The organism is Paraburkholderia sp., from assembly GCF_047605525.1.
GTDB lineage: Bacteria > Pseudomonadota > Gammaproteobacteria > Burkholderiales > Burkholderiaceae > Paraburkholderia.
In genome coordinates, this window is record NZ_JASGFN010000028.1 from 45,906 (window position 1) to 62,401 (window position 16,496).

Below are 16,496 nucleotides of genomic sequence, written 5' to 3' on the forward strand. Positions count from 1 at the left end.
GAAGATGACCGACAAAGGAACCGTCCCCATGGCTTACAACCGCCGCTCAAAGAACATTACGCAAGGGGTCTCCCGCTCGCCGAATCGCTCAATGTTTTACGCACTCGGCTACAGTAAGGAAGACTTCGACAAGCCGATGATCGGCATCGCGAATGCCCATGCAACCATCACGCCTTGCAATGCCGGACTTCAGCGTCTGACCGATGCCGCGGTAGAAGCGATCAGGAGGTCCGATGCGAACCCGCAAACCTTCGGCACGCCGACGGTCTCGGACGGTATGGCAATGGGCACCGAAGGTATGAAGTATTCGCTCGTCTCGCGCGAAGTGATCGCGGACTGCATTGAGACGGCGGTTCAGGGCCAATGGATGGACGGCGTGGTCGTGGTCGGTGGGTGCGACAAGAACATGCCGGGCGGCATGATGGCGCTTGCGCGCACCAACGTTCCGGGCATCTTCGTCTACGGCGGAACGATTCGTCCGGGAAACTGGAAAGGCGTTGATCTGACGATCGTATCGTCTTTCGAGGCGGTCGGAGAATTCACTGCCGGACGCATGACGCAGCGAGATTTCGAAGGCATCGAGCGCAATGCGTGCCCGTCCACCGGCTCATGCGGGGGTATGTATACGGCCAACACGATGAGTTCCTCGTTCGAGGCACTCGGCATGTCACTGCTGTATTCATCGACGATGGCCAACCCGGACCAGGAAAAGGTCGATTCTGCCGCGGAATCGGCACGTGTACTGGTGGAAGCAGTGAAAGCCGATCTGAAACCGCGCGACATCATCACCAGAAAATCCATCGAGAATGCCGTGGCGCTCGTCATGGCAACGGGTGGCTCGACCAACGCGGTATTACATTACCTGGCTATTGCACACGCGGCCGAAGTGGAATGGACCATTGACGACTTCGAGCGCATGCGTAAGAAAATACCGGTGATCTGCAACCTCAAGCCGCCGGGCCAGTATGTGGCCACGGACCTTCACAAGGCGGGCGGCATTCCTCAGGTACTCCGTATTCTTCTCGATGCCGGCCTGCTGAACGGCGACTGCGTCACGATCACGGGTAAGACCATCGCAGAGGAACTGAAGAATGTACCCTCGACGCCCCCAGCTGGCCAGGACGTTATTTTCCCGATTGAAAAGGCGCTCTACGAGCAGGGACACCTTGCGATCCTCAAGGGAAATCTTGCCACGGACGGCGCAGTCGCAAAGATCACCGGCCTGAAGAGCCTCGTCATGACCGGCCCCGCCCGCGTGTTCGACGACGAACAAAGCGCTCTTGCCGCTATCGTTTCAGGCAGGATCAAGGCGGGCGATATTGCAGTGCTGCGATACCTGGGGCCGCGAGGTGGCCCAGGTATGCCGGAAATGCTGGCGCCCACGTCGGCGATCGTCGGCCAGGGGCTCGGGGAATCGGTCGGCCTTATCACGGATGGACGTTTCTCGGGGGGCACCTGGGGCATGGTCGTGGGTCATGTGGCTCCCGAAGCCTTCGCGGGCGGCACCCTTGCGCTCGTTGAGGAAGGTGATTCGATTACGATCGATGCGCATCGACTGCTGTTGCAACTCAACGTGGACGACGCCGAAATCGAACGTCGACGTGCCGCATGGAGGCCGCCGGCACCGCGTTATACACGCGGTGTGCTGGCGAAATATGCCGCCCTCGCGCTGCCGGCAAACAGAGGAGGTGTGACGGGCTAAAGCCGGTACTGACGTCATCCGCTGAAGGCTGCAGCATCCTTTTCCAGGCAACAGAAGCATTGGAAAAGGATGCTTTGATAACGCGAGCATCAAGGCATTCCGCAACGCTCCGCTTTCACCGGTCGAATATGACGTCCACCAGGTTGATACAGCATGGAGACGGTATTCAAAAAGCTTCGGACCATGCCTGACCATCTCCGGACAGTCGCATCGGCACTTATTGGGGAATGCTCCGAAGTCCGATCCAGAATCGTCGTCATCACAGAGGTATCCGGGATACTTACCCGTCAGTGTCTGGGCAGGAATTCCGGCAGACGACTCCTGATCCCGGCTGCGTCGAGGTGAGTAAGATCTTTGACGATCTCGAGTGTCACGTGCTGTAACGTGACCGAATCCAGCTTGCCACGCAGCTCTCCGAGAAACGTAGCCGGCGCGATGAGGATCAGCGTGCCAACGGCGCCTTTCGATACAGCGTCCCTCATCGTCGAAGCGATTTCGGCTGCAAAGCCTGTCGCCTCATGAGCATGCTGTGAACTGCCGGGATCTGTCCTGTGACGGCCCGCGCCGAATCTGTCGTACGTGCGCCCCGGCGCATCGGAGACGAGATCCTTTTCTCTTAGCCGCGAAGCGGGATGAATGACTGAGATTTTCTCCTCGATCGCTCCGGAGGCACTCGCCGCCTCGAAGATTCTGGAGATCGCCTGATTAGCTACAACAATCCAGATTGTCTTTTTCATCTTGATTTCCTCACGACACACGTGCTTTCCCTACTCCATGGACGATGCAAAACCTGCGTAACCGCCTACCGTCGTCCGATGGCATTCGCAAGTAGCCGCACAGCGAAGGGCAGAAAAGCCGAGATACTCGCGTCGAAGAATTGCACGTCGCATCGGCGTCCAGCGCTTTCCGGTTACCTGCCAATTCCCGAGACCAGATTCACCGGCGCGTGCAACTCGCACTGTCTTCAAACGACTTTACAGCGCCCAGAATTACGCGCTCCGCAGCATGAAGGTCCCCCCAATCGCCGCACTGGACCGCTTCCGCCTGACCAACGCCACAATAGTTCTCGAAGAAAGCCTTGACCTGCGTCAATGCGTAGTCGCCCAGATCCTCCAGACGCTGCACCGGCGCAGATGCGGCGCAAATCCGATCCGACACCATGGCGACGATCTTCTCCTCCGTAATCGCATGGTGCACGACAGAAAGCATGCCAACAGGTCGGCAGACAACGACTGAAAGACGCTCAAGGGGAAATGGTGCAAATACAACGATATCCAGCGGATCTCCGTCCTGAGCACGCGTGCCGGGAACGAATCCATAGTTTTGCCAGAAGCGTGAACCGCCACCCGCGATGGACCGGACCCGCAGAAGGTTATATCGCGGGTCACGCTCGTAACTGACCGCCGTGCTCTGCCCCGGCAGGCGAATAATCACATTCAATTCCGCCAGCACGTCGTCACCAGGCGAAAGATGACCGAACAGCAACTCGATACTCTGGCTTTTTCCCATGCGTCACCTCGATGTAACGCGTATTCAAACCGCCCCCTTCACACGGGGTACCCGATCGTGGCTCACATCACTGGATTTCTCGCGACCTTCGGGTTTCTGAACGGGACGGAACTACTGCGGAACGAGAAAGACGGATTGACGCTATACGTACGTGCGGACGCAGTGATGACACGGGGGTTCGGGAATTGAGCGTGCCGCGCAGTGCATTGACTCGTCGCAAGGACGAAGCACAAGCTCGTGAAGTCTGAAATGAGGTCACGGAGATCACCTGGCAGTATGGGACAACCGGGTGCGGACATTCTGGCGAACGCCTACGATCTCCACCCCGGGACTCGTAGGCATCATTAGCCGCGCATGTGCGGCAGTTAAGGAGAATGCCATCTCCGTCGCCAAAGAATAACATGCGATGTACGTGCATGCACGTACATCGCGAACCGCTGGCAGGAAGACATGGGCGGCTTGACGTCAACCACGTTGATGCTAAAAGTTCTGCCTCTACTTTGCGAACAGTTGGCTCATATCCTTGAAAGCCTTGAATTCCAGCGCGTTGCCGCACGGGTCGAGCAGGAACATCGTCGCTTGCTCGCCCACTTCACCCTTGAAGCGAATATACGGGTCGATAACGAACTTGGTATCGAACGACTTCAGCCGCTCCGCGAGCGCTTCCCACTCTTCCCACTTCAACACGATGCCGAAGTGCGGCACCGGCACGTCATGGCCATCGACGGGATTGCTGTTGAGCTTTTCCTGCGACGGCGTCTTCGGCTGCTCGTGGATGACCAGTTGATGACCATAAAAGTCGAAGTCAACCCATTGCGTGCTGGAACGGCCTTCCGCGAGACCGAAAACTTCACCATAAAAATTTCGGGCGGCGGGAAGATCGTACACCGGGATGGCGAGATGAAAGGGGGAGAGACTCATGGTTATACAAGGCCAGGTTATGACGTGTTCGCTGTGGATTTACACAAGCGCACGCTATGGTGGAAAACGGCCAGACGGGGAATCACCCTGCCCGGTCAGCGCAGTGCGACTGACAAGACGAAACGCTATCGCAACCGTTTCATACTAAATTGCCAGTCACAAAAACTAAAGCAATAGATATTTATCTTTTACACAATCCAGATTGATGAATCGACTGATGGGCGTCGCATATGCGGGCTTGAACCACAAGTATTCAAAGCAGCCGCAAGTCTTCGGTGCGCAAATCGCAGAGCAGCATGTAACCCGGCGAATGCGTGATGCAGATTGGCGGCCGTGCCGCCATGACGGCAGCCTGCGGGGTCACGCCACAGCCCCAGAAGACCGGCAGCTCGCCCGCCCTGATTTCAGTCGGTTCGCCTTCGTCGGGCACATTGACGTTCGCAATCCCGATTCTGGATGGATCGCCGACGTGTACCGGCGCTCCGTGAGCGCCCGGTAGCTTCGCGCACACCTCGGTCGCAATCCGGACCTGGTCCGGGGTGTAGGGACGCATCGAGACAATCATCGGCCCCGAAAACGCACCGACCGGTGTAGTGGCAAGCGAGGTACGATACATCGGCACGACCTTTCCTTCGTCGACATGGCGAACCTCGAGTCCCGCGTCTTGCAGCGCGGATTCGAAGGACAGCGAGCAGCCGATGACGAAACCGACGAAATCGTCACGCCACAGGTCCGAAATGTCGGTGACCTCACGCTCCAGCACCCCATCCTTCCAGACCCGATAGCGCGGCAGGTCCGTCCGCAGGTCCACGTCGTCGCCAAGACCCGGTACGTAGCTGCTGCCCTCCCCGGTCATGCCGATCAGCGGGCACGGCGTCGGGTTTGCCTGACAGAAGCGTTTGAAATCGTCCGCCCAGTCGCGCGGCAGGATGACCAGGTTTCCCTGACCGTACCCCGGCGCCATGCCGCTCGTGTTGCCGCTGAAACCCGCACGAATCCGCAGGCGTTCCTCACGCGGCGTCAGCACCCGCTTTTCGCAATTGTTGTCGACCACATTCGTGTTTTGCATGCTTTCCTCCTTTTCCTTGTCCTCGAAGCAGCCCACTCACGCCAGCGCTTCGTCAGCGGTCTCGCGAACGCCGGCCAGCGTAACGAAACCTATGACTGCCGCGGCGACAAGCAGGTAGGCGGGACTCAGCAGGTTCCCCGTGTGGCCGATCAGGGCCGTCGCGATATACGGCGTCACGCCGCCACCGAGAATCGTCCCGAAGTTGAAGCTGAACGCCATGCCGGTATAGCGAACTCGCGTTGGGAACTGTTCGGCGTAGGTCGGATAGCCGACCGATTGCACGATCGGCATCGGCAACGCGACGATGAACAACGCAACAAAAGTGAGCGCCGTGTTATGGAGGTTCATGATCGTCATCATCGGGATCACGAGGAGAGCGTACGCCGCGAAGCCGATATAGAGCACCTTCTTGCGCCCAATCCGGTCCGACAGGCCACCCCACATCGGCATCAACATGGCCATCGTGATGCTCACGATAGACATGGCCCAATAGACGCTGGTCTTATCGTATTTGAGGTACGTGATCAGATAGATACTCATGAACACGAAGCCGACCCAGTAGCCGACGTTCTGGCCGAGAGAAATCAGGAACACCCGGAGCATCGGCAGCCGGTGATGCCTGAAGACTTCCGACAGCGGTGCCTTGGGCGGTTCGCTGGTCTCGGCCACACGACGGAAAACGGCCGACTCCTCGATCCGACGGCGCATGAATGCCGAGAAAATTACCAGCGGAAGCGCCATCAGGAACGGAATACGCCATCCCCAGTCGTGCAACTGCGCGCTGCTGATAAAGCCCGTGGTCAGACCGCAGACCGCGGCGGCAAGCGCGCCTCCGATGGCGACGCCCACGGGTGTCGCAGCGCCATAGAAACCACGGCGGCCGCGCGGCGCGGACTCGGCGACGTAGGCGGCCGAACCGGTCACTTCAGCCCCCGAGAAAAAGCCTTGGGCCAACCGTACGAGCAACAGCGCGAGCGGCGACAGAATGCCCGCGACCGAGGCGACAGGCAGCAGACCGACAGCCGCCGTCGCGATGCCCATGCCGATCACCGTCGTCAGCAACACCGACTTGCGTCCCACCCGGTCACCGAGGCGGCCCAGAACGATGCCACCGATGGGTCGCATCAGAAAGGCGCTGCCGAATATGGCCAGCACCGATAGCAGCGCAGCAGTCGGCTTATCCGAGGGAAAGAACAGCGGCCCAATGATCGCCGCCATATAGCCGTACACGCCGAATTCGTAATATTCGATCGCCGTTCCGGCGGCCGCGGCTATGGCCGCTTTGCGCGCGGTGGCAGGCGACGACCCGGTTCCGGCAGTCGAAGCCTGAGCCTCAAGAGGGGCAGACGAAGCATTAGACATATCTCTAACTCGTTAGGAAGACCATTCGACGGCATCGGGGTATGACCCAACACCGGATTAAGGACATCTACCAGCGGTGGACGGTTTCAGTCAGGAATGAACGTGGCTACGACTTGCCCTTCTTCGACGACGTCGCCTTCAACGACGTGATACTCATGCAGGGTGCCGGACACTTCAGCCTCGACAGGAATCTCCATCTTCATGGACTCGAGAACGAAGAGCTCCGCGCCGGCTGCATGATGCTCGCCCGGCTGGACGACAATTTTCCAGAGAGAACCGGTTGTTTCCGCGACGATGGGAACAGGTTGTTTTGTCATGACGGTCTCTACATGTGCGGCTGGATAGCCGGTGTCTGAAGGGTGACCCCGGCATCCCTGAGGGCAGCGCTCACGGCTGCTGCGAACGCAACCGCTCCGGGCTGGTCGCCGTGGATGCAGAGGGTATCGGGCTGTACATCGACCCACGCTCCATTCACCGAACGGACACGTTTGCTATCAAGCATCGTCAGAACCTGCTCGACGGCGATATTGACGTCGGTAATCATGGCGCGCGGGTCGCCGCGCGGCGTCAACGCACCATTGTCCTGATACGTGCGATCGGAGAAGACTTCCTGGGCGCAGCGCAAGCCGGCCTCATTGGCAGCGTCGATCAGCTTCGAACCGGACAGGCCGAAAAAAATCAGACTACGGTCGACATCGCGAACCGCGGCACAAAGTGCCGTTGCTACGTCGTGATTGCGCGCGGCCACGTTGTAGAGCGCGCCATGGGCTTTCACATGGGCCAGAGTTGCACCACAAGCTTCGGCAAACGCTTTCACAGCCCCGATCTGATAGACCGTGATGTCGTAAATCTCATCGGCGCTCATCTGGATCGGCCGACGACCAAAACCCTGCAGGTCGTTGTAACCGGGGTGTGCGCCAATCGCGACGTTTGCCTCGACGGCCGCTCGAACCGTCGCCTTGATGGTTTTCGGGTCACCGGCGTGAAAACCACAAGCAATGTTCGCTGATGTGACATGGCGGAGAACCTCGCGATCCGCTCCGAGCCGGTACACACCAAAGCTCTCGCCCATGTCGCTGTTCAGGTCGATTGTCGGCATGCTCATGTCTCCCAGGTTGCGAACATACGCTCTTGCGACAAAAGCAGCCGTTGAGCGTCGTCGATGCCGATGAGGCTGAATTTGAGCGACTCGCCCGGCATTTTCTGGGCGAGACGAGGCAAGTCCACCGCGCAGACCTGCGCGATCCTGGGATAGCCCCCCGTGGTCTGACGGTCTGCCATCAGCACGATCGGATTGCCATCCGCCGGCACCTGAATGGCCCCGAACCCCAAGGCTTCCGACTCCATCTGGGTAGCGTGCGTGAGTTCGAGCTTCGGGCCTTCAAGTCGAAATCCCATGCGATCAGACTGCGGTGTCAGACGAAACGGCTCCTGCAGAAATGCATGCCGTGAGGCTGGATCGAAGAGCGCCCATTCGCGTCCGGCCATCACGCGGATTGGTGCTTCGGCATCGGCGAGAACGTCCTCATCCGATGCAACAGGCGCTTTGTTGACTACCGAAACCCTGGCTTCAGACGAATCGTTCAGTTGAATGACATCGCCTTTGGCGAGCGCCCGTCCGGCGAAACCACCGTAGCCGCCGCGCGCGAAAAGGCTCGCGCTACCCATCACGGGGTCGACCTTGAAACCGCCACGAACGGCGAGGTAGGCGCGCACGCCCGAACGACGCTTGCCGAATGCAAGCTCGCTCCCTGCACTGACCACCTTGGCTTCGTTGCGCGGGAACGGCTCGCCGTCGACCTTGGCGTCGAGGTCCGCGCCAGTCACGGCGATGACCGCATCCACCGCGAAGCGGAGCGTCGGCCCCATCAACGTGATTTCCAGCGTTGCCACGCTTTGCGCGTTCCCGAGCAAAGCATTGGCCAGCCGATGAGAACGCTCGTCCATCACGCCATTGACGGGAACGCCGAGCCTTTGGTAGCCACGGCGGCCCAGGTCTTGAAGCGTGGTCAGCGCTCCTGGTTTCAACACTTCAATGCTCATCGCGCTGCTCCTGCATCCTGATTCAAAGCGTCGAACTCGGCGGGGCCGATGGAGACAAAACGGATCTTGTCGCCTGCCTGGAGAAGGCACGGATCGGCGCGCGACGGGTCGAACATCCGCAGCGGCGTGCGGCCGATAAGGTTCCATCCGCCGGGCAGCGTCACCGGATAGATCACGCTCTGACGATTGGCGAGGCCGACCGAGCCCGGTGGCACCGCGGTACGCGGGGTTGCGCGGCGCGGGGGCGCCAGCTTCTGATCCAGAAGACCGATGTAGGGGTGGCCCGGCGCGAAGCCGATCATCATGACGTCGACGAGCTCGCCGGAGTGAAGCTTCACCACGTCGTCGACCGACAAGCCACAGCTCCGCGCCACTTCAGCGAGGTCGGGGCCGTACTCGCCGCCATAACAGACGGGAATGTCGATCACGTGCCCCATATCCGTCGAGCCCGCGCTGTTGTCGTCGATGAGTTGCTCGAGCAAGCCTTCGACGACCTGATACGGAAGCTTTCCGCTCGACCCCACGTCGACGCGATGCGGATCGTAGTGAACCCCGACCGTGGTCATCGCGGGAACGATGTCGTGGATGAACGGGTGATTGCCCGCGGCAATTCGAGCGGCGATTGCGCGCGCAACGCGATTGGCGGCAACCCGGTCGCTCGCCTGTACCTCGACGATCACGATCCGCTCGCTCGAATGACGCAAGCGGCAAATCGTCGAAACGCCTGGGCTGCTGACGCCGTTCATACTGATACTCCATCGTGTACCGAGCCATTTGCAATGGAAAGCAAGCGCGTTATCTCGCGCTGAACGAAGCCCGTGTCGACGCGTCCAGCGACGAATTCGGGGTGCTGAATCAACGCCGCAAGGAATTCACCGTTATGCTTGATTCCGTCGATCTGCAACTGTGCGAGGGCCGCTGCCATGACCTCCAGCGCCTGCGTTCTATCGCTTCCCGACGAGATGAGCTTCGCAATCATCGGGTCGTAAAACGGCGAGATCGCGTCTCCCGCTCGCACGCCGGTGTCGATGCGTAAGCCATTGACCGCCTCCGGCAGCGCGAACATCGCGAGTTTGCCGGGCGAAGGCATGAAGTTCTTCGCGGGATTCTCGGCATACAGACGGCATTCGACGGCGGCGCCGCGACGACGGATGGCGCCCTGCTCGAGCCGCTTCAGGCGACCCGCGGCCAACAGGATCTGCGCCTGCACGAGGTCCCAACCCGTGATGGCTTCGGTGACACCGTGTTCGACCTGGATGCGCGTGTTCATCTCGAGAAAGAAGAACTCATTGGTGTCCGCATCGACGATAAATTCGACGGTGCCAGCGCCGCTGTAGCGCTGGCTTTCGGTAAGCGCCATCGCTGCGGACTCCATCCGTTCGAGTACATCAGCCGGCAGGCCGGGTGCCGGGCTCTCTTCGACGATCTTCTGGAAGCGCCGCTGAATCGAGCATTCGCGCTCGAACAGATGCACGGCCGTGCCATCGCCATAACCGAACACCTGAATTTCGATGTGACGCGCACGCGGAACGTAGCGCTCGAGATAGACGCCTGCATCGTTGAAGGCCTTCGAAGCAAGCTGTTGCGTCGTCGTCACCGTAGTCCGCAACCCGTCCATGGAATCCACGCGCTTCATGCCGATGCCGCCACCGCCGCCGGACGCTTTGACGAGTAACGGAAAGCCGACTCGTTCGGCTTCCTGTTCGAGCTTCGAGAGGTCGTCGGGAGAAAAACGAATGCTGCCGGGAAGTACCGGGACACCGCACTGCTCAGCGATCGTGCGAGCGCGATTCTTGTCACCCATGTTCTCGATGGATGTGGTCGACGGGCCAATCCACGTCATGCCGCGTTCTTCGGCTGCGCGCGCAAACTCCGTGTTCTCGGAGAGGAAGCCGTATCCGGGGTGTACGCCATCCGCGCCATTCGCAGCACCGGCATCAAGCACTGCCTGTACGACCAGATAACTCTTCACCGCGGGTGCCGGACCGATGGGCACCGCGATATCTGCCATTTCGCAGTGTTTCGAACCTTTATCCGCATCCGAATACACTGCAATAGCTTCAATGCCCAGTCCGTGCGCTGCCTTGATAATGCGGCAGGCAATTTCTCCGCGATTGGCGACAAGAATTCGTTTCATAAGCGCAAATTGTTGACGTCCGCGGGTCACGAGGACCAGCGATTCGCCGTTGGCTGTTGTTGAACAGGATGCTCGCTGACGCCTTTGAACCGACTCGCAGCAAAGGGCCGATGCGATTGCGGGAAATAATCTTTTGCGGTGCTGTCGCACCGACCGTCGTTCACCACGAGACTGAGTCTACTGATCCAAAAAGACAGGGAAAGCTATATATATTTGGACTGAGCAAAATAATTCTCTATGAATGGAACATCGGCCACTTTGGTGCAGAGCCGTGGCCGATACGGATGCAAAGCCGATTGGCCCCGTCGGCAAGGGCACTCCGGACCATCGCGGCGTTCGCGAAGTATCGGAAGAAAAAGGCGACCTGCCCCAATCTGGTTCCAAACGGAAAACGCTCTAAAGGCGCGACCGAGGGTTAATCCCTGGGAGGAAGAGTTTGCGCACGAATGGCGGCTAATGACGGCGATTCAAGGGCCGTTGGAGCGACTCACGAGGCCACGGCAATCGCAAGGCATCTGCATTGAAAGGGCTAAATCGCGAGTGTCCCGACAATTGGAAAAGACTGAGACACCAAAATAAAAGTTATATATATTGTCCCCGAGCTCAACAGGGAATTGGATATGATCCGGGAGTTGAAAACCTTGGTAGCGGTCGCACGAGAAGGCACGTTCGCCGCCGCGGGAGCGAAAATCGGGCTCACGCAAGCGGCCGTCAGCGCGCAGATGCAGAGACTTGAATCGGAGTTGGGACTTTCGCTCTTCGACCGCAGCGGACGCTCCGCCAATCTGAACAAAACGGGTGAACAGATCCTTTCGCAGGCGCAGGAACTCATCCGGATGTACAACAATCTCGGCGCCACACCTGTTGGTCATCCAGCCAACGTTCTCGTACGAGTTGGAGCCATCGCTTCACTTCAGCGCTCGCTGCTTCCGGACGCGCTGGCAAAGTTTCACCGGCAGCGTCCAGAGGCTCGGTCCCATGTGATTCCAGGCCTGTCGATGGAGCTGGTCAACCTGGTGGATGCCGGGGAAATCGACATGGCAGCGATAATTCGGCCACCGTTTTCCCTGCATAGCGACCTTCGCTGGACGACTCTGGCCAGTGAGCCGTTTCGGCTCATCGTGCCTCGAAACGCGCCAGAGACTGATTGGGCCGAGCTGTTATCTACCCAGCCGTTTATCCGGTACGACCGCACATCATTTGGCGGACGTCTGGTCGACCGTTTCCTGCGTGGCATGCATTTCTCGTTGCAGGAAGTTTGTGAGGTCGACGAACTGGAAGCGATCGTGCGCCTCGTCTCCAACGGACTCGGTGTAGCGCTCGTGCCAGAAGTTGCGACACACAAACGATGGCCGGCAGCGGTTCGTGCAATCGATTTGGGCGAACATACATTCCATCGCGATGTTGGGCTCGTGCATCGAGCTCGCGGAAGCCTCAGCGAACCGGCCCGTTTGCTCACGAAACTGATCGTCGGCGTTGCCGGCAAAGGTTCGGACGAAGAGGTCTGATGGCGACGTGCGATCGCCCTTCGCGGTACTCGGGTCGCTTCGCCAGTCGACAGCCGTTGGGTCCAATTGCCGGCGCTCCTGCAGAAATGCAACCCGTTCCTGGCCCGGAGCGCAATTCAAATGACTTTTCTCTGTCCCGTACCATGAACAGCTCCAGTCATAGTCGTCGATAGACGGGCCGACGTATCCCGTTCCAGATGACTCGTTCGGGACAGTCAGCGTGACCGCCACGCCTCAACGATCGAGTATCGTGCTCACCGCTCGTCGTCGAGCAGTCGCCGATAGGGTTTGCGTGCAGAAAACATCATCCACGCCGCCGCGACAGACGCCACGCCGCAAATGATCGCAATCGAGTATCCGACCTTGACGGGGTCATGGAACACGTGATCGGTAACCAGCGCGATGGCCGTCGGACCGACGCCGAGGCCCACGCCGTTTCCAAACACCGTGTACAGCGACGCAACGATGCCCCGCAGTCGACTCGGCGTGCCCGTCTGCAGCACCGCGGGCAAAATGCCCACCGGTACGCTGCAGAAGAAGATTGCGCCGGCGCAGCTCGCCAACGCGCTGAACGGACCCGGCACCAGTGGAATGAGCACGCAGCAAACGCACATGCCAACCGCGGCGATACCCGTTGCGTGCAGCGGCGCGCCCTGCCGGCCGTTCCGTTCCAGCACGCGCGCGAACCACGGCGCGAGCAGAACGCCCGCCGCACTCGAACTCAGGAACACGATGCCGAGCAGGTAGCCGACAGTCGCCGGCGCCATTCGGTGGTATCGGATCAGAAACGATGGAAACCAGACGGGCAGCCCGAGATAGACGATGCCGAACATGCCGATGCCGACATATAGGCGCCCGTAAAAGCCACGCAGTGTAATCAGGAAGCGAGCCGCCTCCCCGAGCGAGAAGTGCCGGTCCGCTACCGTCGACGCGCGCGCACTGCTCAAGCTTCGCGCGGGCTCACGAACGGTCAGCAGCAGGATCGCGATCAGCACGCCCGGCAGCCCGACGAAAACGAATGCGAGCTGCCACGTCGCAAATCCGCTCAGCGGGGTAAACAACTCTCGCAAATTGGCGGCGAATCCGATCACCAGGCCACCCGCGATCAGCGACAGTCCGCCGCCCACCTGAGGGCCTACCATGAAGACACTGAGCGCACGCGCCCGGCGTTCCGTCGAAAAGTAATCGGAGATGATCGACCAGCCGGCGGGAAGCACGCACGCTTCGCTCGCGCCCACGCCGAAGCGCGCGACGAAAAGCTCGGCATAGCTGTGCACCAGCCCACTCAGCACGGTGCAGCCGCACCAGATGCAGATTCCGGCTATCAGGATATTGCGGCGGTTGGTGATGTCGACCAGCCGCCCGACGATCGGCGTTGCAAGCAGGTAGGCGGAAATGAACGCAGCGCCCTGGATGACGCTGATCTGCGTGTCGGAGATGCCGAGATCGTGTTTGATCGGCTCGACGATCAGGTTGATCAACTGCCGGTCGATGTAGGCGACCCCGAACGTTATGGTCAGGAGGATCAACACGTACCACGATCTCGAACTGTCCATTCCGGCGAGCGACATGGGCGACGGCGCGCTTTGCGCGGGCTCCTGCTGCGCCTCGGAAAGGGAGGACATCGAATGTTTCATGACTGCATCTCCGTTCAGAAGGCCTGACGAATGCCGACGCGCACGACGGTCTGGTTACGTGAATCCGATGCAATCGGGCTGTCCAGATTTGCCGCTACCGCCGGCATTCCGAGCGAGTTTGTTCCGCTCGCGTGCTGCCACACGCCGTTCAGGTACAGCAGCGTGCGCTTGGAAAGCGCGTACGTCGTGCCGAGATTCAACTGCCGGTAGCGCGCGTTGGTCGCCCATGTGTAGCTATAGGCAGCGCCGAGCAGGAACGCCGGAGTGACGTTCCAGATGTAGTTGCCTTCGAGCGTGTTGAAGTGGGCGCTGCCACCGAGCGGCGTGGTCGTCGTCTGGACCGCGTTGTTGTACATCGCGTTGGTGAAGACGGCGCCGAACGTCGACGAGCCTACCTGGTACTGCAGCGCGCCGCCCGCGACCTGCATCGACGACGCGCTCGCGTAGCCGCGGTAGATCGGCGAATTGAGCGGATTGACATAAGCGCCGCCGGCAGCGGGCGGAGCGGTGCCGCCCCACACCGCGGTCGCGGGATTGTTCACTCGCATAAACGCGCCAGCCGCGCTGAACGGCCCGTTCGCATAGGTGAGCGAAAAGTTGACGACCTGATTCTCGCCCATCGAGCCTGCCGTGTTGCCGAATCCATATGCCGCACCCAGGTGGAATCCCCACAGATCCGGCGACAGGTACTTCGCGAGATTGCTCAGCTTGAAGTCCGCCCAGAGGTTGTCGACGTCGCCAGCGTGCGCCCCCTGCACGCCCGCGAACTTGCCCATCGAGGTGAACGGCAGAAGGCTGTCGCAATTAAGGTCGTATTGCCGGCCCAATCGCAGCTCGCCGTAGCGATCGCTGCCCAGACCGACATAGGCCTGATTGCCGAATATGTAGCCGGTCGGAAGCGCCGCGCCGTTACTCATGTTGAAGGCGCTTTCAAGTTTGAAAACGGCACGCATGCCACCGCCCAGGTCTTCCTTGCCGGTAATCCCCCACTTGCTGGTTCCGAGCGCGCCTTGCGCCATCGCCCACGCCGACGAGCCCGCCTGGTTGCTGGTGTATTGGAGCCCCTCGTCAGCAAAGCCGTAGATCGTGACCGAGCTTTGCGCGTGCGCCATGCCAGTCGTCGCAGTGCATGCGAGCGCCATCAACACTTTCTTCATCAAGGTCTCCATTATTGTGGAATTCAGACTTAGACATCCTTATTTATTAAACGACTCTTGCGCGGCTTGCCGGTCTGGACGGCGCGCTCAGCCCGGCAAAAGCCCAGCCGCTTGCCGCTACGGCTGGGCGCACTCTCTCATTGGGTACTGGCGGCTCGACTGGCCTTGATTTTCTCGAAACGTGCCGCGTCACGTAGAACTTCCCGCGCGCGCGCGAGCATCGCGTAGTCGATCATTTCGCCTTCGTAACGGACCGCGCCATCTCCGGTGGCGTCGGTTTTCTCCATCGTGTCGATGATGCCTTGATAGAACATTACTTCCTTGTCGGTCGGCGCGAACGCTTCCTGCACGATCGGCAAGTGCGTCGGATGAATCACGAGTACGCCCGTATAGCCACAGATCTTGGCTCGCTGCGTCAGTTCGCTCACTTTGTCGAGATCCTCGATCTTGACGCCGTTGACCACCGCGATTGGATGCATCGCGCCCGCCGCGCGGCTGTCGAGCGACAGCTTCGAGCCAATGTAGGTTTGCTCGAGCGCGCTTTCGGACGGCCAGATGCCGAGCGCACCCGCGAAGTCGCCGGCCGCGCCGCTGCCGAGTATGCCGCAGACGAGGCCGCGTACGCGCGGGCTTTCCTGCGCGAGCAGCCGGGCATCCTGCATGCCGACCGCCGTTTCCGGCAGGATCAGGATCGCAACGCTGCCGTGCTTAATCCCTGCGCGACCTTCGTAATATGCGAGCAACGTATCGAGTTCGCGGACCTGCGCGACTGTCGCGGCCTTGGGCAACAGCACCGCATCGAGATCCTCGCGCACGATGGCATCGAGATCGAGTTCGCCGCCCTCCTCCAGCGCGTTGATGCGCACGACCGTGCCGATCTCGTTGCGGTGAAGCACGCTCAACAGATCAGGCACGCCGAGCCGCGCAGCGGGCTTGTTGTGCGGCGCGACCGCGTCCTCGAGATCGAGGACCACGGCATCCGGACGATAGCGCGCAATCTTATGAACCCATTCGCTCTTGTGGGCGGGGATGAAAATCGAACTGCGTATCGGCCATTCCATGTCAGCTACCTCCATAGTGTTGAAACAGGTCGGTTACCGCGCCCGGCCATCGGGCGCGTCACCCGAGCGGCACGAGCACGACACGAATGCCGTCGAGGGTCTCGTCCACCTTGATCTGACAGCTCAATCGCGATGTACCGGCCTGATATGCGGGTTCGTCCTCGATCAGCTCGGTTTCATCGATGGTCGGCGCGGGCAGCCTGCCGTACCACGCCGCATCGACATGTACGTGACAGGTGCCGCACGCGCGGTTGCCGCCACAGATCGCCGGCACGTCGAGACCGCCCACGTCCTTCAGGTTGCGCATCAGCGACAGCCCGGACTCGCCCTCGATCTCATGCTCGGCGCCGCGTCGGTCGGTTGCAAAAATTGTCACCATCGCTTGCTCTC

The 16,496-nt window shown here is 60.3% G+C and carries 16 protein-coding genes and 1 riboswitch; of the genes, 2 read left to right on the forward strand and 14 right to left on the reverse strand.

Annotated elements, in window-relative coordinates; all coding sequences use genetic code 11:
- Nucleotides 1-28 precede the first annotated feature (28 nt).
- The gene (ilvD, locus tag QM685_RS30795; protein WP_415122589.1) at nucleotides 29-1,702 is read left to right on the forward strand and encodes a dihydroxy-acid dehydratase; all 1,674 of its coding nucleotides are present in this window, start codon (nucleotides 29-31) and stop codon (nucleotides 1,700-1,702) included.
- A gap of 287 nt (nucleotides 1,703-1,989) precedes the next feature.
- Here ilvD and QM685_RS30800 read toward each other — a convergent pair whose 3' ends face one another.
- The 10 genes from QM685_RS30800 to QM685_RS30845 all read right to left on the reverse strand — a co-directional run bounded on the left by QM685_RS30800 (nucleotide 1,990) and on the right by QM685_RS30845 (nucleotide 10,743).
- Nucleotides 1,990-2,439 (reverse strand): host attachment protein, encoded by a 450-nt coding sequence (locus tag QM685_RS30800; RefSeq protein ID WP_415122591.1) that lies wholly within the window; start codon nucleotides 2,437-2,439, stop codon nucleotides 1,990-1,992.
- A 199-nt stretch (nucleotides 2,440-2,638) separates the two neighbouring features.
- Nucleotides 2,639-3,211, reverse strand: a complete 573-nt coding sequence (locus QM685_RS30805; RefSeq protein ID WP_415122593.1) for an inorganic diphosphatase — start codon at nucleotides 3,209-3,211, stop codon at nucleotides 2,639-2,641.
- Nucleotides 3,212-3,539: 328 nt separating this feature from the next.
- Nucleotides 3,540-3,605, reverse strand: a riboswitch (Fluoride riboswitch).
- A gap of 101 nt (nucleotides 3,606-3,706) precedes the next feature.
- Nucleotides 3,707-4,132 (reverse strand): VOC family protein, encoded by a 426-nt coding sequence (locus QM685_RS30810; protein WP_415122595.1) that lies wholly within the window; start codon nucleotides 4,130-4,132, stop codon nucleotides 3,707-3,709.
- A 253-nt stretch (nucleotides 4,133-4,385) separates the two neighbouring features.
- Nucleotides 4,386-5,201 (reverse strand): putative hydro-lyase, encoded by an 816-nt coding sequence (locus QM685_RS30815; RefSeq protein ID WP_415122597.1) that lies wholly within the window; start codon nucleotides 5,199-5,201, stop codon nucleotides 4,386-4,388.
- Nucleotides 5,202-5,237: 36 nt separating this feature from the next.
- Nucleotides 5,238-6,563: an MFS transporter gene (locus QM685_RS30820; RefSeq protein WP_415122599.1), complete on the reverse strand. Its 1,326-nt coding sequence runs from the start codon at nucleotides 6,561-6,563 to the stop codon at nucleotides 5,238-5,240.
- 86 nt (nucleotides 6,564-6,649) lie between these two features.
- Nucleotides 6,650-6,880, reverse strand: a complete 231-nt coding sequence (locus QM685_RS30825) for a biotin/lipoyl-binding carrier protein (RefSeq protein ID WP_415122601.1) — start codon at nucleotides 6,878-6,880, stop codon at nucleotides 6,650-6,652.
- Between the two features lie 8 nt (nucleotides 6,881-6,888).
- Nucleotides 6,889-7,662 carry a LamB/YcsF family protein gene (locus QM685_RS30830; protein WP_415122603.1) on the reverse strand — a complete coding sequence of 258 codons (774 nt, stop codon included), beginning with the start codon at nucleotides 7,660-7,662 and terminating at the stop codon, nucleotides 6,889-6,891.
- A gap of 2 nt (nucleotides 7,663-7,664) precedes the next feature.
- The gene (locus tag QM685_RS30835; protein WP_415122605.1) at nucleotides 7,665-8,606 is read right to left on the reverse strand and encodes a biotin-dependent carboxyltransferase family protein; all 942 of its coding nucleotides are present in this window, start codon (nucleotides 8,604-8,606) and stop codon (nucleotides 7,665-7,667) included.
- A complete protein-coding gene (gene pxpB / locus QM685_RS30840) occupies nucleotides 8,603-9,352 on the reverse strand; it encodes a 5-oxoprolinase subunit PxpB (RefSeq protein ID WP_415122607.1) in 750 nt (249 codons plus the stop codon). Before pxpB ends, QM685_RS30835 begins: the two co-directional genes overlap by 4 nt.
- Nucleotides 9,349-10,743 (reverse strand): acetyl/propionyl/methylcrotonyl-CoA carboxylase subunit alpha, encoded by a 1,395-nt coding sequence (locus QM685_RS30845; protein WP_415122609.1) that lies wholly within the window; start codon nucleotides 10,741-10,743, stop codon nucleotides 9,349-9,351. The genes pxpB and QM685_RS30845 overlap by 4 nt, the downstream gene beginning before the upstream one ends.
- Nucleotides 10,744-11,363: 620 nt before the next feature.
- Between QM685_RS30845 and QM685_RS30850 the strand changes: the two genes are divergently transcribed.
- Nucleotides 11,364-12,251, forward strand: a complete 888-nt coding sequence (locus QM685_RS30850; RefSeq protein WP_415122611.1) for a LysR substrate-binding domain-containing protein — start codon at nucleotides 11,364-11,366, stop codon at nucleotides 12,249-12,251.
- Nucleotides 12,252-12,505: 254 nt separating this feature from the next.
- Here the strand turns inward: QM685_RS30850 and QM685_RS30855 are convergent, their stop codons facing one another.
- The 4 genes from QM685_RS30855 to QM685_RS30870 form a co-directional block, all read right to left on the reverse strand.
- Nucleotides 12,506-13,888 (reverse strand): MFS transporter, encoded by a 1,383-nt coding sequence (locus tag QM685_RS30855; RefSeq protein ID WP_415122613.1) that lies wholly within the window; start codon nucleotides 13,886-13,888, stop codon nucleotides 12,506-12,508.
- A 14-nt stretch (nucleotides 13,889-13,902) separates the two neighbouring features.
- Nucleotides 13,903-15,045: a porin gene (locus QM685_RS30860; RefSeq protein WP_415122615.1), complete on the reverse strand. Its 1,143-nt coding sequence runs from the start codon at nucleotides 15,043-15,045 to the stop codon at nucleotides 13,903-13,905.
- Nucleotides 15,046-15,182: 137 nt separating this feature from the next.
- Nucleotides 15,183-16,106, reverse strand: a complete 924-nt coding sequence (locus QM685_RS30865) for an HpcH/HpaI aldolase/citrate lyase family protein (protein ID WP_415122617.1) — start codon at nucleotides 16,104-16,106, stop codon at nucleotides 15,183-15,185.
- A gap of 58 nt (nucleotides 16,107-16,164) precedes the next feature.
- On the reverse strand, nucleotides 16,165-16,485 hold the full coding sequence (locus tag QM685_RS30870) for a 2Fe-2S iron-sulfur cluster-binding protein (RefSeq protein ID WP_415122619.1): 321 nt from the start codon (nucleotides 16,483-16,485) through the stop codon (nucleotides 16,165-16,167).
- Nucleotides 16,486-16,496: the final 11 nt, after the last annotated feature.